Raw genomic sequence first — 19,452 nt, forward strand, 5'->3', positions numbered from 1 at the left:
TGTTGATGGTTGACGGTTGACTGTTGACGGTTGACTTTTTAACCACTGACAACTGACAACTGACAACTGACTATTTCCGATAAACCTGATGTCCGCGAATTTCTACTTTGTGGCTAGCTAGACATTTTTCCCAACCTTCGCGGGTACCAATTTCGTTTTTCTGCTGGAGGAGTCCTAATTCTTCTTCTTGTTGGGTAAGTTGGGCAAATTGTTCGTAGAGTGGGTAGTTAGGCGTAACAAAGGTTTCTTTACGATGCAATATTGGTGGATTGTCTCTGGTTTGGTAGTCGCGGTGAGTAATTTTTAAGGTGAGGAAGTCAATTATGATACTCGCTTTTAAAGCTGGGTGGGGGTCGGTGTTGAATTCTGGATAAAAGAGATAGCAAATTTGCGGTTTATCGGTGCAATATTTAATTAAGGTAGCACCATCTACCCGCCCGATGGTACGGCTGGCGCAACCTTCATAAATCCGCAGTAAAGCATCAAGTTCTGTTAAGGCGGAAACATGGACATACAAAGCGCCACGGGTATGTTTACCGATTTTACTTTTGTCGCAAGCATTTTGAATGACTCTAGGTTGACCGAGGCTAAAGAGTTTTTGATCGGCGACACCACAAGCTTCTTCATAGCTACTAAAAAAGGCTTTGATGTCGTAGCGGATTTCTGGTGCTAGTTTATGCCATGAGGGGCGTTGTTCAAAGTGGGTAAGGGCGAGGTAAACTTGAATATCCAGAGAGCGACGATAAGCGATCGCATCCCATTCTGCCTCATCAGTAGCTTGTAATACTACGCCAAAAGCACGGCGGAAGTTACCAAATTCACTCAGTAGTTCCTGTTCGTTACTCAATTCCCCCTTAACTGGTAATCTTCCACGCTGGGTGAAAAAGTCCATTAATGGTGCGAGTATTTCCTGGTAATCTTCAAAGCGCTTGCTAGGAATGCGAACTCTGGGCGTAGAACTGCGAGTAAAAAAGCGAATGGCTTTGAAACTTTCTTTTTCGGCTTCATGGCGAAAGACAAAGTAGACACCTAATGCTACAGGTACAGCATCTACATTCAGTACCTCATCAATGTAACTTTTTAGTTCTTCTTGCTGGTAATATTTTTGAAATGTATTGCGCCGGGTGACAATTCCATCGCTATAAGCTATTTGGGTTTTGCTAGGCGCGTTAATTAAAACCTGCGCAGCGACAATTAAAACTTTGTGGGTGAGTTCCCAAGCTTTAACTAGGCTTTCTCGCCTTTCTTGGGGATCTTCGATGACGTTGAGAACATAACCCAAATTAACCACATCAGCAGAGGTAATCGATGCATCAGGATAATAATAAGGGTCCCAACCGCCACTAGTGTAACCTAAATTGGCGACGCGCTGGACATCACCACCATAGCCGCAACCGTAGTCAAAAAAGGTAGTTTCAGGATTGAGAATTGCCCATTCTATAGCCAATCGTACCGGACGAGAGATATCAATGCGAGCGATCGCAGCTCGATGACGTTCGATGTCTAACGCTTCAGGCATAATATTTCAGTCAACAGTCAACACTCAACAGTCAACAGTTAACTAATATCCTTTCAATCTTTCAGCGCTAGTACAATTAAATCTTCAATTTTCTTGATATTTGGATCGCCGGCTAAGTAGCCAATTCCCCGATGTAAATGCAGGCGAAATTGGCTAGCAAGGGTTTCTTGATCGATGGGGAAACCGTCGTTGTGACACCTTTGCTTGAGTGCAAGGAGCAGGATATCTGACATTTCGCCACCGAACACGCGCCAAGACATTTCCACATTGCTATCTTGGGGTATGGGTACAGGGGAAGGTGGGGTTGGTTCTGCGAGAGAACGACAAAAAGCCCATCTGCATAATATATTCCATTGGTCTATTTTGGTGCTGCGACGGAGTTTGACTAGTTGCTCTTTAGCGGTTTGGGAAAGTTTTATTCTTTCGATTGGCGATTCCATGATTAAAATTTATCAAGCTTTTTACAGTGTCACCCGGCAATAGAGTAGATTTTGATGTTTAAATTGTCTGAGCCATTCTTTAAATGATGGACATTTTTCATTTTAATTTATTGTAGCGATCGCACCTGGTTCAATCTCTGTGCTAGGGCAGATAAATTTAATTTATTCAATATACTAGATTTAATTGGGCGTTTTTCGTCCCAAAAAATCAGTGAAGAGTAGAAATCAGAAGCTAAGGTAGAATTTAAAATAATTAAAGCTTGAACGGCTGATTGCTCATTGTCAAAAGCCAGAAAATAAACAGTATCATCAAAAATAGTAGGTTTATTATCGAGCGTTCCAACGAGTTGGAAGTTAAGTTTTTTATATAATCCACAAATTGCTATTTTCCAAGGTAAAAACGTGTAATTTCCGACACCAAATATAGAAAAGCGGGGGTTATTATGATATATTTTACTTTTTCTAGAATCTAAATAATTTGCATGAGACTCTAAATAATTCCAGGTTTTAGGTGCTATATTTTTAATATATTCAGTTGACTCACCGATAAATCTTTGAGGAACTACAACATATCGATTGGTAACTCGCGTTCGACCTTGAGCTACATCAGAACCTTTAATTAAAGGAAAAATAAATTTTTCTTCGATATCAACAATTTCTCCTAATCCATTTATATAAATATCATTAATTTTAGATAACTCCATTACATCTGAGCAATCATGTTTAATACCAGAACGCCATTTTTCTGCTGATTTGAAAGCATATAAATCTTTTAATTTATCAAAAATCAATACATCTTTCACTAGAATGTTGTCTTGATAGCCTATTCGCTGGTAATTTTTATCTTCAATGCTATTAAAAACATCACAAAAATAATTATGCGAAGTTGAATCAAATTTACATAATAATAAACAAGCATCAACATTTGCGCCAAAATACTTTTTTGCATCTACTTTGTAAGTTGCACAATATTCTAGAGAGATTTTTTGAGCATGAATATAATTCAGTAACTTTCTTGAGACAGAAGTTTTGCACAACATGGCAAGATAGGCATGGCATTTTTGTAAATATTGGACTATACGGATTAACATCCATTCAGAAACATCAAAATTGCTTTTGCCAGTAATTGCATCTAATCCATTCAGCTTTTGAAAATTACTTTTCAAGGGTAAATTAACACCATGAATTACTCCTTGTCGTGAGTTAGTAACCCAAGGAAAGTTACCTATTACTAAAATATTTTCTGGGTTTTCTCTGAGTACTGACTGCCAATCAAACTGAAAAAAATCTGCTTGCTGAACTTTAATTCTTTCGTCTGCTAAAAGCAATTCTTCATTATTAATTACATTTATATAATGTTGATTGATTTCGATACCAATAATTTTTTTTGCTGATGGAAATATTTGTGCAGAGGCTTTAATAAAATTGCCTAAGCCGCAAGTTGGCTCAATAATTATGTCAGGTTTAATACCCAGTTCAACTAGTTTATGGCAAATTTTTTCAGCTAACTCTATAGGAGTTTGAAAATCGCCATATTCTATTTTTGACCTGAAAGTTTGAGTCATGAAATCAACCTATAAACAGCAACTACACCGTCTTCTTGTCCAGCGCGATCGATAACTCTGCTATATTGCAATCTCCATTGCAAGGCATTGGAAATAGTCAATAATCCCTGCATTGGTGGATTTATCAATATCTCATCCGCAATATTTCCTGCTTCAATTTCATCAACAGGTAGATTTTTATCTAGCATGAAAGCAATGAGATCATCTTTGTTACCCTCATTCTCTAAGATATTGCGAATTCCCCGAGTCATTTGAAAATCTGCTGTCTTTTCAGCACTGACATAAATTGTGTGTAGGATACTCAAAGTTGCGGTGCGATTTTCACTATTGTCTGTTTTGTCATAAACAAAAATAATGAGTGAGTAACCAAGACCAAAAATCTTCTGTCGCGCAGATTTGAAGGGACAAGATGATTGTGGTTGTCTAATACTGGTCACTTTAACATCTACTAATAATCCGGGAAAATCTATACCGCTTGCTGAATTACCCTGCAAAAACTCATATTTTTCTTTTAGATAAAGCTTAAATTTTTGCTCTAGATATGTTCCAACTGCTTTACCGTCTGTAACTCCATAAAGTAGAGATTCTGAATGTTGAGACTCGGATGCTGAAAATATTCCTGCTTCTAAGCAGAGAGTTTCTACGGTCAGTGTGGGCATAAATACAAATCAAATGTAAAATAATCTACTTACCAAAAGTATTGATTTTCTAATACTGTTGTTTGCCGAGTTGCAGAGTCATATTGTAAAAGGTATTCGTGAGCGATCGCTTCATTCTCTCTCAGTATTTGCACTTCTTTTTTACCAATTTCCGTATCCGTAGATAATAAAATTACTTGATGACTGGCGCAGGGAAAGTAACGTTCTACCAAGTTACTGCGGTGAGAAGAATCGAGCCTACCTAATGGTGTATCAATCGCTACTGGCAAGCGACGACCGGAGACTCGTGCTAAACCCCACAAAAAGGCGATCGCTAATAGTTGTTTTTCCCCAGCAGAAAGGCGATGTTTGGGGACTGGTTTACCTTTTAAATCGTAAAGTGACAGGCTAAATGTATTACTGTCGATAGCAACGCGATGAACTAAATCAGATTTATGTAGCAAGTAACGAAAGCACTCTGTTACTTCCACTTCTAATTTATTCAGTTTTCTCAAAGTTAATTTTTCGCGAAAAACCTTGAGTGTTTCTTGCACTCTCGCCGCCGATTCAATAATATGTTCTTTATTTTGCCGTTTTAGACTTGTCTCTGTATAGCTTTCTAAGTCTTTTTTAGTAGTGTAAATCTCGGTTTCTAATTCAACTAAACGGCGTTTTGCTACTTCATAAGCCGCCTTAGCTTCAGCAACTTCCTGTTGTGCTTGTTGCAATTCATCAGCCAGTCTTTGATATTCTTCTGGTGAAGCTGCGGTTTGAATTTGTCTTTCTAAAGTGATAATTTCTTCTTCTTGAGACTGGAGAAATTTAATTTTCTCTTGAGCCTGAGTTTTCACATAACCCAGATAATGATAAATTACATTATCTAACTGATTCAGGCTTTCTCTATCAGCTAATAGCCAAGGTTCGGTGGTAACGGCGTTATGTAAATCTTGATTCTCTTTTTTGATAAATTCTTGAATTTGAGTAACTTCTGACTCAGAAATAGTTAATTGATTAATAAAATTCAGTAACTTCTGCTCTTTCTCTACCAATAAATCGTGAGCTACCTGCATTTGTTGAATCCGAAATTCTGCCTCTCCTTGATTCAGAGATTCACTTAATAAAGGTGTAATTAAAGCTAAAGGTAAAACATCAGCCGCTAAATCGCACATTACCTGACGCGCTTTCTCGGCTGCTGTAGTTTTTTCATTCTTTTGTTTTTCTAAGTGACTGCGTTCTCCGGCAATTTTCCCACCTTCAGAAATAAATTTATTCACAGCTTCCTGCTGCCGAATTTCCGCAGATTTTAATTCATCTTGCAAAGATGTAATTGCTTGCAATTCTTGGTTATAAGTTTCTTGTAAACCTTGTAACTTCTCTTCAATTTCTGCCAGATTAGCTAATTCTTTAGTACCAGCCAGTTCCTTGCGTTTGCGATTAACTAAAATATCTAAATCAACAGCCAACCTATCAGCTAACTCTAACCCTAAAAGTCCGCTAATTGCATCGACTACAATTGCTGGTGGTGTTTCCTGTTCTGCTAATTCTTTAACTTGTTCGCCGTCAAATAAAAATAAATTAGATATACCTAAAGGTAATAAATTTTCAATATACTCATCCCAAATATTCACTAAAGCCGTATCTAACCATTCATTAGCATCTAAAATCCCTAAATGGTCTTTACCATCTTGCGGATTTTTCTCCCAAGTCCGCACTACCCGATATTTTATCGGCTGGTCATTTTCAATATGTTCAAAAACTAATTCAATCCGAGTTTTTTCAACAGGGTCAGTCTTACTATTAACGCATTGCGTGAGAAAATCACTATAACTTAAATTACCACGGGTAGAACATTGAGCGCGATGACCATAAAGCGCTAACCGAATAGCATCCATTAAAGTTGTTTTTCCGCCACCATTCATCCCACCTAAAAGAATTATGGGACGAGAATTTTCATGATTTCTTGGGTCAAGATTGATTACCTGTTTCCCCGCGTAGGGGCCAAAGTTTTGTAATACAAGTTCAATAAATATCATTTAACTTAGTTAACTAGGTCGGCGTAATTAAATATAACTGTTAAGGGCTGTCATTTGTCATTTGTCATTTGTCATTTGTCATTTGTCATTTGTCATTTGTCATTTGTCATTGGTAAGGGTTTCAAATATACCAGGACTTACGCGATAACTCTCCCAAACCCTCTTTACTTCGTGTTCTTTGCGTACTTCGCGGTTCGTTTTTTCATGATTTTGCGTAAGTCCTATATACTTACGTTTCGTAATATAGCAATCCTCAATCATTTGTAAAATTTACCAAATCTCAGTATTTTTCTCTTATCCTTGGCGTTCTTGGCGGTTCATTAAAAAAATATTTTCACAACTCAGATAGGATTGCTATATAGTTTGGTTTATTTATATCTACTGACTTAGACAAACAAAATTCAAATTATAGGTCGAAGTTGTTAACCACTTTCTACTCTCTCTGTGTTCTCTGTGTCTCTGCGGTTCCATTAAAAAAATACTTTTCACAACTCCTACATAAATTCCTATACAACTGAAATGTCCTAAAAACTCAGATATGGTGGGCATTGCCCACCCTACCATATTTCCTGTAACGCTGGTTTGGAGAATTATTATCGTCTCTCCACTTGATCCACTTCTTTAGGAACCCCAGCAGTTAACACCTCATGTCCGGTGCTAGTCACTAACACATCATCTTCAATGCGAATTCCAATCCCTACCCAACGCGGATCGGTTGCTGGCTGATCTTCTGCCAGTTTGGTATCTGGTACTATATAAAGTCCTGGTTCTACGGTGAGTATTTGTCCTGGTTGTAAAATCTGTGGGTTATCACCATGCTGATACACACCGACATCATGGACATCCAAACCTAACCAATGGCTAGTACGGTGCATATAGTATGGTTTATATTTTTCTTCTTCAATTAGCTTATCTACTTCACCCTTAAGAATACCCACTTCCACTAAACCTTCTGTGAGGACGCGCACTGCTGTATCGTGAACTGAGTTGAAAGTATTACCGGGTTGCACTTGAGCGATCGCTTGTTTTTGTGCTTCTAAGACAATCTCGTATAATATCTTTTGTTCTGCTGTAAACTTCCCACCGACAGGAAATGTCCTGGTAATATCGGAATTGTAATAACCGTAGGCACAACCAGCATCAATCAGCAGTAAATCTTCATCCTGCATTTGGCGATCGTTTTCAATATAGTGCAACACACAAGCATTTACACCAGACGCGACTATTGAAGGATAAGCTGGCCCCATCGCTCCGCGCAAGCGAAAAATATGCTCAATTTCCGCTTGAATTTCATACTCGTAACGTCCGGGTGCAGTTACTTGCTGTGCTAAACTGTGCGCTTCTGTAGCGATCGCAGCTGCTTGGCGCATCAATTCCAACTCAGCTTTACTTTTAATCAATCTCATGCTACCTAAAATAGGGCTGGTATCTTCAATAGCGATCGGCCCTGTACCTCGTTTAGGATAGGTGCGGAGTAAACTTTGATAATGTTTGAGAACTTTGTCATTAAAATTGCGATCGCGTCCCAAATGGTAAAAAATGCGATCGGCTTTTTCTAAATACTGGGGTAGTTTTTCATCAAGTTCGGTAATCGGGTAAGCTTCATCAGCACCATACAGTTCTTTCGCTGCTCCCACTCCACAACGGTAACCAGTCCAAACTTCCTTTTCCCGATCCTTCGGTTGAACAAACAACACAAACTGATGCTCTGCGTGATGAGGTGCTAACACAGCTACAGCTTGCGGTTCATTAAAACCAGTCAAATAGAAAAAATCACTGTCTTGGCGATAATTGTACTCCACATCATTATGCATCACCGCCATTGGCGCACTGCGAAAAATCGCCGTACCATTACCAAGTTTTGACATCAACTGCTGACGACGCTTCTGATATTCTGCTTGCATAGCTACTTTATATTTCAAATTATGGTGATATCTTAACCTTTTCGCACTACAGATTGCATATATCACAAATATTATATGTAGTGCCAAGCACTCTCAACATCAATAATATGTATCCAGTTTTAATTAATAGTTATTCATTGTGCTTGATATTTATATCTCAGGATTAATATTGCGATTATTTGCAAATACATATTGCCTGTATCTTGTCAAATTCATGTTATGAAATTAAGACAATCTGTATCTCATAATTTTACATTTAAAACTAAAGTCTAGAAACATAAAGTTATCATTTTTTGATATTTATGCCAACTTGTTATATACATATCATAAATCATTGGCAAGCACGAGCGTAACTTTTTGAATAAGTCATGTTTTTAATTGTTTAGATTTTTATATAGCTTTTCTCAATCAGATGAGGTACAACATTATATCGCCAGGTATGCGCCCATAAGTATACCTTACTAATTCGGGAAATGCTCTAAAAAATTGAACTGCTATCTAGCATATATATATTGAGAATTGGCTGCTGAAATCATCAGACTATATCTGTTTGTACTTGGCATACTTCCAACAGTAATTATTCAGCATAACCTTACATTTTAGATGATAGACAAATTTATCTTGTTAGCCTAAAACCTCTAAATTAAAGCTATTTCCGGCTTTTGTGACTTATCTACAAATGCTGATATAAACAAAAATATTTTCATAAATGCTTATCTGGAACTTGAAAAAATTAAATAAGCTAGCTAGAAAAGAGCAACTTATATATATGTATTCGCACGAGCAAAAACATGAAAGCATGAAAAAGTCAAACAGATATTTTTTAAGCAAATGTTATTAAAGCACAGAAAATATTTAACCGAAAAAGTTAAAACTTGGATAACAACAAGCTATAAAAACAAACCATGCCTGAATTGAATTTGGATACAAATAGCTGGGCAGCGCTTTCTTTTGAAAAATCAGCACAAATTAGCAACGGTTTTGAAGATAATTCTTCATCATCATTTAGCCGTGCCAGTTCTTCTTCAGCACTGTCAAATCAACCAGTAAATAGAAATCAAGTATCATCACAATCTTTATTTAACGCTAACCCAAACCCTAATCCTTATATCACCAGCGCCGCAATTGTACCAGATTTCAACGGTGATGGTAGAACAGATAAAATTTGGGTTGATGCCCAAACTGGCGAAACTCAAATTTGGTTGATGGATGGTACAACTGTTATCTCCAAAGGGAATTTTCCTGCCGATCCAAATAACCCACCTGGCTCAATAGATTACAAAATCGGCGATTTCAATGGCGATAATAAGACTGACTTCTTGTTACGCAATAAAGTAACAGGTGCTAATACCCTGGTATTGATGGATGGCACCAATTTTACAAATCTGATTTCACTAGATCCACTAGATGGAAACTGGTCACCATTCATTGGCGATTTTGATGGCGATCGCAAAACTGATATATTATGGCGGAATAACGCCACAGGTGAAAACGCCATTTGGTTAGTAGATGGTAGTAACTCCAGCCAACCCATTAAAAGTGGTATCAGACTTGAGGGACTCGACGCTACTTGGACACCAACAATGGTTGATTTCGACGGTAACGGTGTCACTGACATCTTCTGGCGCAGCACCACCGGCGAAAACAGCGCTTGGTTCTTTGATGGTACTCAAGTTAATAAGAATTCTCTCCAATCACAAGACGCCAGCTGGACTTTCAGCTTAGGAGACTTTAACGGCGATTTCCGTTCTGACATCTTATGGCGCAACACAACCACAGGTGAAAACAAAGTTTGGTTAACTAATTCCCTGATTCCCAATAACATCTTCTTCACCGAGGGTTCTTTAACAACACTAGATGCTAATTGGAAATCTAGCATTGCTGACTTCAATGGCGATGGTAAGACAGATATCTTCTGGCGTAATCAAACAACCGGTGAAAACACCACCTGGTTGATGGATGGCGGTTCAATTGTCACTGAAACCTTCCTCGCACCCAGTTCCACCACCGCACAAGCAACATTTGGCGACTTCAACAACGATGGTAGAACAGATATCTACTGGCGCGATTACGCTACAGGTGCGGACGAAATTTGGATTACAAATGCAGACGGAACAACCGTAACCAGAACTCCAATCGCAGACACAGAAAGACTTTCCCCAATTCAAGTAGGAGAAGATGGTAATCCTGTCCTCGGCCCAGATGGTACACCCTTGAGAAAATGGGTTACCTTCTAGATTGCTAGAAAATAATTAGCTTATCGGTATTCACGCAAAGACTGTAGCGTTTTTAATAACGCAATATCAGCGATCGCACAAAGCCAAGTTGAGTAGAGTTAAGCCACAATACCATCTCTACATAAAAGTTTCATTCTGAGCCGGAACACAACTCAGGATCGAGGGAATTCTACCAAATCAATTATCCCACATCGTAGGGGCGGGGTCTCCCCGCCCTTACAAATTATGTTGATACTTAGTTAAAATTTGTAACTCAAAATTTGAATTACGCTATTTTCAGGTAAACTTCCAGAGCTAATAGTAATACTGTCACTAGTACCCCGACGTACAGTCACACCCTGCATCAAATTCAGAAAATCATCCACCGGCGAAATATCACACTTAGTCGCATCTGCTGCCTGTGTACGATAATGGGTAGGAACAATCAATCTCGGATTTAAAATTTCCACCGCTTGCTTGGCTTCCTGAGCATTATAAGCTTTAGCACTACCGCCCACAGGAATAAAGGCGATATCAGGACGACCCATGAGAATTTTTTGCTCAACCGAAATTGGTGCAGCCGCGCCGCCTAAATGTAGGATATTAATTCCGCCTTGCTTCCAACTCCAAGCAGTATTAATACCAAATTGTTTACCACCTTTGCGATCGTGGTCTATACCAATTCCTTGAAACTTAATTCCTTGGAATTCGTAAACCCCTGGTTCATAGATTAGTTTCGGCTTTCCGGGGAGTCCGTCTACAGCACCTTCATCCAGCAGTTGACTGCTAATCATCACTAAATCTGCTGCAACCTTTGGCGGACGATATCCAGCAGTACAGCCGACTGTGCGAAAGGGATTGACGAGAATCTTTACCCCGCCACCCGTCAACAGAAAGCAGGTATGACCCAACCACTGAACTGATAAGCCGCTAGATTGGGCCTGGGATGGAAATTCAGAACTTAAGGTAGTAAAAAAAGCTGTAGCCAAACCCGCCCCAGCATAGCCTATCAACTGTCGTCGTTTCATTAATTACGCTCTCGACTGTAATTGTTCCAGAAAGTTTCGCAGCAACTGCTTACCTGAAGATGTCAAAACACTCTCTGGATGAAACTGGACGCCTTGAATATGAGGATAGTTCCGATGGCGTACTCCCATAATCGTACCATCCTCAACCCAAGCAGTGATTTCCAACACATCGGGGCAAGTCTCGCGGTCAATCACCAGACTGTGATATCTGGTAGCCGTTAAAGGATTTTCTAATCCCTGGAAAACTCCCACCCCAGTATGAGACACCTGAGAAGTTTTGCCATGCATCAATTCAGGAGCAGAAACGATTTTACCACCGAATACCTGACCAATGCTTTGATGTCCTAAACAGACACCCAAAATTGGCAAACTAGATCCTAGCTGTTCAATTAACTCTAAACTGATTCCCGCATCTTCTGGACGACCAGGTCCGGGAGAAATGACGACAAATTCAGGATTTAAAGCTTTAATTTCGTCTACAGATATTTTATCGTTGCGAAAAACTCGAATATCTGCTGCTACAGGAAATTCTGCGGCAAGCTCTCCAAGATATTGGACTATATTATAAGTAAAACTGTCGTAATTGTCGATGACTATAATCACAGCTAATAACTCCTGGTCAGATTATTTGATTATTTTGTTTAATTGTCACCAGATTGGAGCTGTAAACGTCATCAATTATCGAATGAAAATAAGCAAAGTTAGCAATCTTACTTAAAAAGCTGAGATAATTAAAGTTGCCAAAGGCGGCAGTATAAGTATACTACCTACCAAAAGCGATACTAATGCTGAGACAAGTACAGCACCAGCCGCACAATCTTTCGCAATTTTGGCTAGCTCGTGGTAAGTTTGCTTAACTGTTAAATCAACTAGTGATTCTAATGCTGTATTTAGTAGTTCTAAAGTTAAAACTAAACCACTAGTTATAGCAATAATGGCGATTTCTACAGGTGATAAATGTAAAATGATGCTGAGAGCGATCGCTACAGCACAAACGCCTACATGAATGCGAAAATTGCGTTGAGTTTTAAAACCATAGCTAATTCCCGCCCAAGCATACTTAAAACTAATAAATAAATTAGTCGCCACTTGCCAAGAAAATTCTCTTTCTTTAGTCACTAGTGTTGGTATGCGGTTATTAGTGGGTGGTGGCGAAACTTTTTGGGACATAGGCTTCAAGATCCTCACATCAAGTAGATACAGTTGTTGGTGTTGCCGATTTTAAGGGCTTAATTTAGGTTTAGGCAATTTTATCCGGAAGTTTTAGGAGTAGCAAAGAATAATAATAGAGGTTACTCTATGTCAATAGAAATACCTATTTGTCTCAGCAATATTACCTGCTGTTTTAACATTCTCACCAAACTTTCTTCATCAGGATGATCCCAGCCTAATAAGTGCAGCAAACCATGAGCCACAAGCCAGGCCAATTCAGTTTGCAAACTATGCTCCTGCTGTTGGGCTTGACGCTGTGCAGTATCTACAGATACCACAATATCCCCTAGATATAAAGGCATAGAGGCAAACATTTCCTCATTGTGAGGACTGTCCACCTCTAAAGCAGCAAAAGCTAATACATCTGTAGGTTTGTCCTGGTGACGATATTGGGAATTGAGTGACTGAATTTCTACATCATCCGTGAACCGCAACCCGATTTCATAACCTGGTGCTGAGGGAAGATAAGGGTGAAGTATTTCTAGCCAGCTATTAAACCAGTCTTCCCAAGTTTCCACAGCAATGCGGTTATCATTAGTCCCAAAATTTTTTGTTGTTTCTGGGAACGATTCATAAAAGTAATCTTGTACATCTAGTTCAACTTGCACTAGCTACAAAGTCTCCTAGTAACTCGAGGTTTAGGTTTAAGTTCAGCGAGTTAGGTAAGCAAGACCTACGAAGAGAGCTAAAAGTCCCACAGTAGTAAGCACAAAATGCTTAACAGAAGTACCACCTTTACGCACCATGTTGCGCATGGCGAGTTTAACGTAGCTCGGTTGAGCTTCCTTTGACGGAGAACTGCTCATGATGATTCGATAACAAACTCTTTTATATATAAATGTAACAGTTATCGTCAATGGTCAATGGTCAATAGTCATTTGTCATTTGTCATTTGTCATTTGTTAGAGACGCGATGAATCGCGTCTGTACAATTGTCATTTGTCCCCCTTGTCCTCCTTCCCTAGCCCCTAAGCTGGCGTACTCTCCACAAGTTGATTTTCTTGTCGCAGATAGGCTTGAATGAAGGCGTCAAGGTCGCCGTTCATGACATCGGTAATGGCTGTGGTTTCTGTGTTGGTACGCAAATCCTTGACCATTTGGTAGGGGTGAAATACATAGTTACGGATTTGGTTACCCCAAGAAGCTTCGACCATATCACCGCGAATTTGGGCGATTTCTTGGGCGCGTTGTTCTTGGGCGATGACTAACAGCTTGGCTTTGAGACGGGTGAGGGCTTTCTCTTTATTTTGCAGCTGCGATCGCTCTTCTGTACAACGCACAGCTAAACCAGTGGGAATATGCACAATCCGCACGGCTGTTTCGACTTTGTTGACGTTCTGTCCGCCTTTACCACCAGAACGGGATGTAGTAATTTCTAAGTCCTTTTCGGGAATGTCTAGCTGCACAGAACTATCTATTTGGGGCATAACTTCCACCCCAGCGAAACTGGTTTGGCGTTTACCGTTGGCGTTAAATGGGGAAATTCGCACTAAACGATGTGTACCAGTTTCCGATCGCAAATAACCATAAGCATAACGACCGGTAATTTCTAAAGTCGCCGATTTAATCCCGGCTTCATCCCCTTCTGACTCTTCTGCCAAAGTCACCTTATATCCGTGAGCTTCTGCCCAGCGTGTATACATTCGCATCAGCATAAACGCCCAGTCTTGAGCATCCGTACCACCCGCACCGGCGTTAATTGTCAGTACTGCCCCTTTGTCATCGTAGGTGCCGGAAAGTAATTGTTGTAACTCCCACTGATCGAGTTCGTGGTTGAGTTTAGTAATAGTAGATTCCGCTTCTTGCAGTAGCCCTTCATCAGTTTCTAACTCTAATAACTCAACCACAGCTTTCGTATCTTCTAGACTAGATTGCCATTGATGATACTGCTGGAGGTGGGCTTTAAGGTCGTTGAGTTCTTGTAATGTTTCTTGGGCTGTCGTTTGGTCGTTCCAAAATTCTGGTTGAGCAGAGATTTGTTCTAAATCTTGAATTTTGGCTGTCAGTGCAGGTACGTCAAAGATAGTCCTGGGTTTTACCCAGGCGATAAGCCAACGTTTCGATTTCGCGTTTGAGTTCTAAAACATCCATATTGCTTACTTAACGATAGAGCGTGTCTAATTGTTAAGAACTTGCTCTCAATTCTATTTGCTTTATTGATTTTAGCTGTTGTTGAGCAAGTTCTTTGTTTCCAGCCTCTATATTGATGGTGCAATACGGTTCAGTTAAGGATAAATATAGGTTGGGGAGCCAGTGCGTTGCGGTGAGACCAGCGCTGCGGGAGGGTTTCCCTCCGCAGGCGACTGGCGAACCCCGAAGGGGGGTTCCCCCCGTTGTAGCAACTGGCGTTTGAACGAAGTGAAACCCAACAAATCGCCGAAAATGTTGGGTTTCGTTCCTCAACCCAACCTACGCAGTTTAAGGTTTTTGACGTTAACTGAACGGTATTGATTTATGGTGTTGTTGGTCAACCACTCATCCCATGAAAAAACCGTGGCTGCTGAGGCTAGACCACGGTAATTTTTACAAAACTTTACTTTTATCTCGTGCCTACGGATATTTAATCGCGGCTATTGAGGGCAATTAATAGCCGCAAAATAAAGATGAATAGGTTGATGTAGGTGAGGTACATAGATAAAGCTGCTGGTAGGTACTGATCGTTGCGATAAGTACGTGGCAAGATATAGAAATCAACCACAGATGCGCCAGCAAACAGAAATACTCCCAACCCGGAAATGGCGATTTCTAACCAAGTTGGCGTATAGACACCGAATAAGGCAAAGACAAATTGAGTCAAACAGACAACTACCAAGGCAATGATGCCGAGAGAGATAGTTTTTGTCAAAGCCATCCCGTCTTGTTCCGAGAGATTGGAACCAATTTGACGAGCAACAATAAAGGTAACGCCACAACCAAGGGCGGCTATGCCAATACCTTGAATACCAACACCTTGGGTTCTCAAAGCGACAAAGACTAAGCCACTGAGAGTGTAACCAGATAAAAGGCTGTAGGTAGCCAGTAAAGGAAGAGCTAGACCTTTATTGCCTTTTTCGGCAACATTTTGGGCGACAAAGAACAGAATTAACTCAACGATGACTGCACCAATAAAGGTGGGGAAAAACAGTCCGGGATGATTGCGGATCACTCCTAAACCACCGTAGGTTCCTAGTGCGGTAAGTACAAGACCGCCACCTACATAGGGTAGGGCATTAGCTATGACATTAGGCCCTACTAGGGCTTGAGTTCTAGCCTCGCGGATAGCATCGCGAAAATTGCTGGTGTTGCTCATGTGGAAAACTTGTTTTACTGAGAAACGTCCTGTATAGTTCCATTTTTACCAATATTCTGAGCTAATCACCACTCAGCCAAACGAGATAAATCATGTTTGTGAATGTAGCAGTCAAATAAATCAAGGGTTCTGTGCTGAAAATTTCTCATTTATAAAACCCAAAGATTTTACAGTCTTGTTTCTACTGACAGCATATTCTTGGGTCTTGCTGACACAGAAAAATGGTAACTCTAGGGGAAATTGATCTGTTGCTGATTGTGATAGATGTCTGTAGTGTAATTACTAGATTTTTCTGTAGTAATGGATAATTTCTCTGCCAGCAGATAAAAGACCATGAATAATGCGAATCCTGGTTGATCAAACAGAAGTCAGCTGCACTAAATGATGATAAAAAATCAGGGTTACTCATAAAAAATCATGCGTAGAAATACTGAACAATCGCTGCGAGACCCTGATAAGTTCAGTATAACGACGATGGTTTATTCAACGGTGACTAAGGAAAATAATGACAGCTTTGATAACAATATACGCAACTCCATTTTTTTAGGAAAAGGAGTTACAACAAAGGAATTTTTATATGGCAGCAAGTGAGTCCTCTGTGCGAATAGATGGTATAGAGTTATTACACTTATACCACCAGAATCCCTCTATTAAACTGCGTAATCAACTTGTGCAGCTACATACTGGTTTAGTGCGGAAGATGGCTCATAAATTTAGCCATCAATGTAATGAACCTTATGAAGATTTAGAACAGATCGGTTATTTTGGTTTAATCAGAGCTATTGAACGTTTTGATCCCAGTCAAGGATATGCGTTTAGTTCTTTCGCTGTACCATATATTCGTGGAGAGATGCTGCACTTTTTACGCGATCGCAGTACTCTATTAAAAATTCCCCGGCGTTGGCAAGAACTATATAATGAAGGGCAAAAGGTACGCAAGGACTTGGCTATTGCTTTGGGACGCCCACCCAAAGACACAGAAATTGCCCGTGAATTGCGCGTATCTGTGCAAGAATGGCAAGAAACTAAATTAGCGGCGCAAAACCGGATGCCTTTAAGTTTAGATGCTACGGCTGTTCACTATGTTGATTGCCAAATCACTTTAGGTGAAGCTTTACCTTGTCCTCGTTCTAACGCACTTCAGCAACAAGAAGAAGAACGTCAACAACTCCAAGGTGCAATCAATTTATTAGAAGAAAAGCCCCGGATGGCTGTTGAGTTAGTCTTTTTGAAAGAACTTTCCCGCAAAGATGCGGCGAAAAATATCGGTACAAGTCCGATGACTGTAACGCGATATCTGCAAAAAGGTATTCAAGATTTGATTAGCTATTTGCAACCTCAAGCGGTAGCTAGTGGGTCATAGTCAATAGTCCAAAGTCAATAGTCCAAAGTCAATAGTCCAAAGTCCAAAATTTCATCAACCCTTGACCATTGACCCTTGACCCTTGACTTTTAACCTTAAATTTATTACCTAGATTTTAAATCAGCGATCGCTCCTTTGGTCATAGCCGCAATAGCTTTATCGGTCGCCTTAGGTAGATGATAGTATTTACCTCCGGCTGTTTGCGCTAATTCTTTGGCAAAGCCTGTAGAGACAAATTTACTCTCCGTATCAATTACTAACAGCTGTATTCCCAAAGCGCGAATTCTCGCCGCAATTTCTAATAATTCGCTTTTGATATCTGGCTTTTCTCCTGGTTCCTGGGGTTCGCCTAAGGAACGGGCTAAGGGTATATTACCCCGGCCATCGGTGATGGCTACAACCACAACTTGACCAATATCACCACTCATTTGGGCATTTAACCCAATGCGTACAGCTTGGGTTAAACCATGCGCTAAGGGGGAACCGCCACCACAAGGTAATCTTTCCAAACGGTTGCGCGCTAAGGCAATTGAACGAGTGGGAGGTAATAAAACCTCTGCTTGTTCGCCCCGGAAAGGAATTAAGGCGATTTGGTCGCGGTTTTGATATGCTTCGGTCAAAAGTTGCATGACTGCACCTTTAGCTGACTGCATCCGGTTTAGTGCCATTGAGCCAGAAGCATCTACCACAAACACTACCAAGGCCCCAGCTTTGCGGACTAACCGCTTGGCGCGAATGTCTCCTTGTTCTACGATGACTTTGCGTCCTGGGTGTCTTTCTCTACGTGCTTTTTGATACGGGGCAGCCGCCCTTAATGTGGCATCTACGGCGATGCGTCTGACTTTTCCTTTCGGCAACATCGGCTTAATGTAGCGCCCTCTATCTTCTGAGAAGATAATACTGCGGCTACCAGATTTACCTTGCCTTTTTGCCATCTGTGCAAAATAAAGCACACTATCATCGAGAATCACCCCTTCTGGATCGAAGACAAATTCTTCGGGGATGCTGGGTGGTTCTTGTTGTTCTTGTTCCTCTGGTTCCTGTTCTTCTTCTTCCTGTTCTTCTTGTTCGGATTCGTCTTGACTTTCTGGTGGTGGGGGTGGCGGAGGTGGTGGGGGTGGTGCTTGTTCTGGTGGCTGTGTCTGCACGACTGTGGCGCGGGGAACAATTACCAATTCCACAGCACGGCGCAAGTCGTCGGCGTTGACGGTGTTGCGTCCATCTAACGCGGCGGCGGCTTTAGCTACGCGCACAGCAAATAACTCGGCGCGGTGTCCTTGAACGCCGCCACGAATTGCTTCATTGACTAAATATGCAATTTGATCGTGGGTAATGATGACATCTTTCAACCATTCCCGCGCCAGGATAATTTGAGTTTTTAGTCCGTCTAAGTCTTCGTTGTATTGGGCGAGAAATTCTTGGGGAGATACCGAATAAGCGATCGCTTGTTCCACTGCTTGTACTCTTTGATCTAACCCCAGGACTCCGTCTGCTGATAATGCGATCGCAATTCTATCGAGTAAATGTTCTCTTAACGCCCCTTCTTCTGGGTTGTAGGTAGCAATAAACAACGGTTTGCACTGATGCTGAAAGCTGATTCCTTCCCGTTCAATTTGGTTGCGTCCTTCCGATAATACTGAAAGCAGTTGATTGCTGATTTGGTCATCAAGTAAGTTGATTTCATCCACATACAGCACCCCTCGGTTGGCGCTGGCGAGTAATCCCGGCTGAAATACCGTGTCTCCTTGCTTGACTGATTGTTCCACATCCACAGAACCGAGAAGCCTATCTTCTGTCACGCCAAGCGGAATTTGTACAAACGGCGCAGGGATAATGGCGGTAGGGACATCTTGAATATCTTGATCTGCGTATTCTGCTAAAAGTAAATCATCCCATTCTTGGGGTTGATTGGGATCGCAGTTGCTAATCGAGTCTTTTACAACTTCAATAGGTGGTAGCAAAGCGTGAATAGCCCGCGCCATCACAGATTTTGCCGTACCGCGACGACCTGCGATCGCTACTCCACCTAATCCCGGATCGACAGCAGCTAATAGCAAAGCTAATTTAATCGCTTCTTGTCCGACTACGGCTGTCAGAGGGAAGGAAGTGATTTGAGGATTGATAGTAGGCGCAGGCATGGTTTGGCGATATAGCTAGTCTCGGCTTTTAGCATATCAAGCTTCTGGCACATTTAAAATATAGTGTTGTGACAACTTTACTGGCAGGTGTTAGGAGGCAGGGGGCA

The 19,452-nt window shown here is 40.8% G+C and carries 16 protein-coding genes; 2 read left to right on the forward strand and 14 right to left on the reverse strand.

All coding sequences use genetic code 11. From position 1 onward, the window contains the following. Window positions 1-70: 70 nt before the first annotated feature. The 6 genes from H6G08_RS00960 to H6G08_RS00985 all read right to left on the reverse strand — a co-directional run bounded on the left by H6G08_RS00960 (window position 71) and on the right by H6G08_RS00985 (window position 8,099). Window positions 71-1,519, reverse strand: coding sequence for a DNA phosphorothioation-associated putative methyltransferase (locus tag H6G08_RS00960; protein WP_190538422.1), 1,449 nt, complete (start codon window positions 1,517-1,519; stop codon window positions 71-73). A 53-nt stretch (window positions 1,520-1,572) separates the two neighbouring features. Further along, window positions 1,573-1,959 (reverse strand): DNA sulfur modification protein DndE, encoded by a 387-nt coding sequence (dndE, locus tag H6G08_RS00965; protein ID WP_190538423.1) that lies wholly within the window; start codon window positions 1,957-1,959, stop codon window positions 1,573-1,575. A gap of 107 nt (window positions 1,960-2,066) precedes the next feature. Then, complete coding sequence (locus tag H6G08_RS00970; RefSeq protein ID WP_190538424.1) at window positions 2,067-3,524, reverse strand: class I SAM-dependent methyltransferase; 1,458 nt, start codon at window positions 3,522-3,524, stop codon at window positions 2,067-2,069. Further along, window positions 3,521-4,183, reverse strand: a complete 663-nt coding sequence (locus H6G08_RS00975) for a type II restriction-modification system restriction endonuclease (protein WP_190538425.1) — start codon at window positions 4,181-4,183, stop codon at window positions 3,521-3,523. The genes H6G08_RS00970 and H6G08_RS00975 overlap by 4 nt, the downstream gene beginning before the upstream one ends. A 29-nt stretch (window positions 4,184-4,212) precedes the next feature. Then, entirely contained in the window at window positions 4,213-6,195 is a 1,983-nt protein-coding gene (dndD, locus tag H6G08_RS00980; protein ID WP_190538426.1) for a DNA sulfur modification protein DndD, read from the reverse strand. Between the two features lie 593 nt (window positions 6,196-6,788). Beyond that, a complete protein-coding gene (locus H6G08_RS00985; protein ID WP_190538427.1) occupies window positions 6,789-8,099 on the reverse strand; it encodes an aminopeptidase P N-terminal domain-containing protein in 1,311 nt (436 codons plus the stop codon). Window positions 8,100-9,004: 905 nt separating this feature from the next. Between H6G08_RS00985 and H6G08_RS00990 the strand changes: the two genes are divergently transcribed. Continuing rightward, on the forward strand, window positions 9,005-10,336 hold the full coding sequence (locus tag H6G08_RS00990) for an FG-GAP repeat domain-containing protein (protein WP_190538428.1): 1,332 nt from the start codon (window positions 9,005-9,007) through the stop codon (window positions 10,334-10,336). Window positions 10,337-10,575: 239 nt separating this feature from the next. Here the strand turns inward: H6G08_RS00990 and H6G08_RS00995 are convergent, their stop codons facing one another. The 7 genes from H6G08_RS00995 to H6G08_RS01025 form a co-directional block, all read right to left on the reverse strand. Continuing rightward, entirely contained in the window at window positions 10,576-11,343 is a 768-nt protein-coding gene (locus tag H6G08_RS00995; RefSeq protein WP_190538429.1) for an MBL fold metallo-hydrolase, read from the reverse strand. Window positions 11,344-11,346: 3 nt separating this feature from the next. Continuing rightward, window positions 11,347-11,946, reverse strand: a complete 600-nt coding sequence (locus H6G08_RS01000; protein WP_096644721.1) for an anthranilate synthase component II — start codon at window positions 11,944-11,946, stop codon at window positions 11,347-11,349. 111 nt (window positions 11,947-12,057) lie between these two features. Beyond that, window positions 12,058-12,513, reverse strand: a complete 456-nt coding sequence (locus H6G08_RS01005) for a diacylglycerol kinase family protein (protein ID WP_190538430.1) — start codon at window positions 12,511-12,513, stop codon at window positions 12,058-12,060. Window positions 12,514-12,635: 122 nt separating this feature from the next. Continuing rightward, a complete protein-coding gene (gene ybeY, locus H6G08_RS01010) occupies window positions 12,636-13,163 on the reverse strand; it encodes an rRNA maturation RNase YbeY (RefSeq protein WP_190538431.1) in 528 nt (175 codons plus the stop codon). A gap of 42 nt (window positions 13,164-13,205) precedes the next feature. Next, window positions 13,206-13,361: a DUF3285 domain-containing protein gene (locus tag H6G08_RS01015; protein WP_190538432.1), complete on the reverse strand. Its 156-nt coding sequence runs from the start codon at window positions 13,359-13,361 to the stop codon at window positions 13,206-13,208. A 162-nt stretch (window positions 13,362-13,523) separates the two neighbouring features. Beyond that, a protein-coding gene (gene prfB, locus H6G08_RS01020) for a peptide chain release factor 2 (RefSeq protein ID WP_190538433.1) occupies window positions 13,524-14,646 on the reverse strand; the annotation gives its coding sequence in 2 pieces (ribosomal slippage) (window positions 13,524-14,573 and window positions 14,575-14,646; 1,122 coding nt in all). Window positions 14,647-15,115: 469 nt separating this feature from the next. Then, window positions 15,116-15,844: a Bax inhibitor-1/YccA family protein gene (locus H6G08_RS01025; RefSeq protein WP_190538434.1), complete on the reverse strand. Its 729-nt coding sequence runs from the start codon at window positions 15,842-15,844 to the stop codon at window positions 15,116-15,118. 577 nt (window positions 15,845-16,421) lie between these two features. Between H6G08_RS01025 and H6G08_RS01030 the strand changes: the two genes are divergently transcribed. Then, window positions 16,422-17,207, forward strand: coding sequence for an RNA polymerase sigma factor SigF (locus H6G08_RS01030; protein ID WP_190538435.1), 786 nt, complete (start codon window positions 16,422-16,424; stop codon window positions 17,205-17,207). Between the two features lie 104 nt (window positions 17,208-17,311). On the opposite strand, the gene bchD is transcribed toward H6G08_RS01030, so the two are convergent. Then, complete coding sequence (gene bchD, locus H6G08_RS01035; RefSeq protein WP_190538436.1) at window positions 17,312-19,345, reverse strand: magnesium chelatase ATPase subunit D; 2,034 nt, start codon at window positions 19,343-19,345, stop codon at window positions 17,312-17,314. Window positions 19,346-19,452 lie beyond the last annotated feature (107 nt).

Origin of the sequence: Calothrix anomala FACHB-343, assembly GCF_014696435.1 — a bacterium.
In the GTDB taxonomy this organism is placed as follows: Bacteria; Cyanobacteriota; Cyanobacteriia; order Cyanobacteriales; family Nostocaceae; genus Aulosira; species Aulosira anomala_A.

Bases quoted from the DNA above. Each gene is read 5' to 3' on its own strand.
- dndE (WP_190538423.1), bottom strand. From the start codon at position 1,959: ATGGAATCGCCAATCGAAAGAATAAAACTTTCCCAAACCGCTAAAGAG.
- H6G08_RS00970 (WP_190538424.1), bottom strand. From the start codon at position 3,524: ATGACTCAAACTTTCAGGTCAAAAATAGAATATGGCGATTTTCAAACT.
- H6G08_RS00985 (WP_190538427.1), bottom strand. From the start codon at position 8,099: ATGCAAGCAGAATATCAGAAGCGTCGTCAGCAGTTGATGTCAAAACTT.
- H6G08_RS01015 (WP_190538432.1), bottom strand. From the start codon at position 13,361: ATGAGCAGTTCTCCGTCAAAGGAAGCTCAACCGAGCTACGTTAAACTC.
- bchD (WP_190538436.1), bottom strand. From the start codon at position 19,345: ATGCCTGCGCCTACTATCAATCCTCAAATCACTTCCTTCCCTCTGACA.
- H6G08_RS01005 (WP_190538430.1), bottom strand. From the start codon at position 12,513: ATGTCCCAAAAAGTTTCGCCACCACCCACTAATAACCGCATACCAACA.
- H6G08_RS00960 (WP_190538422.1), bottom strand. From the start codon at position 1,519: ATGCCTGAAGCGTTAGACATCGAACGTCATCGAGCTGCGATCGCTCGC.
- H6G08_RS00975 (WP_190538425.1), bottom strand. From the start codon at position 4,183: ATGCCCACACTGACCGTAGAAACTCTCTGCTTAGAAGCAGGAATATTT.
- H6G08_RS01030 (WP_190538435.1), top strand. From the start codon at position 16,422: ATGGCAGCAAGTGAGTCCTCTGTGCGAATAGATGGTATAGAGTTATTA.
- dndD (WP_190538426.1), bottom strand. From the start codon at position 6,195: ATGATATTTATTGAACTTGTATTACAAAACTTTGGCCCCTACGCGGGG.
- H6G08_RS01025 (WP_190538434.1), bottom strand. From the start codon at position 15,844: ATGAGCAACACCAGCAATTTTCGCGATGCTATCCGCGAGGCTAGAACT.
- H6G08_RS00995 (WP_190538429.1), bottom strand. From the start codon at position 11,343: ATGAAACGACGACAGTTGATAGGCTATGCTGGGGCGGGTTTGGCTACA.
- H6G08_RS00990 (WP_190538428.1), top strand. From the start codon at position 9,005: ATGCCTGAATTGAATTTGGATACAAATAGCTGGGCAGCGCTTTCTTTT.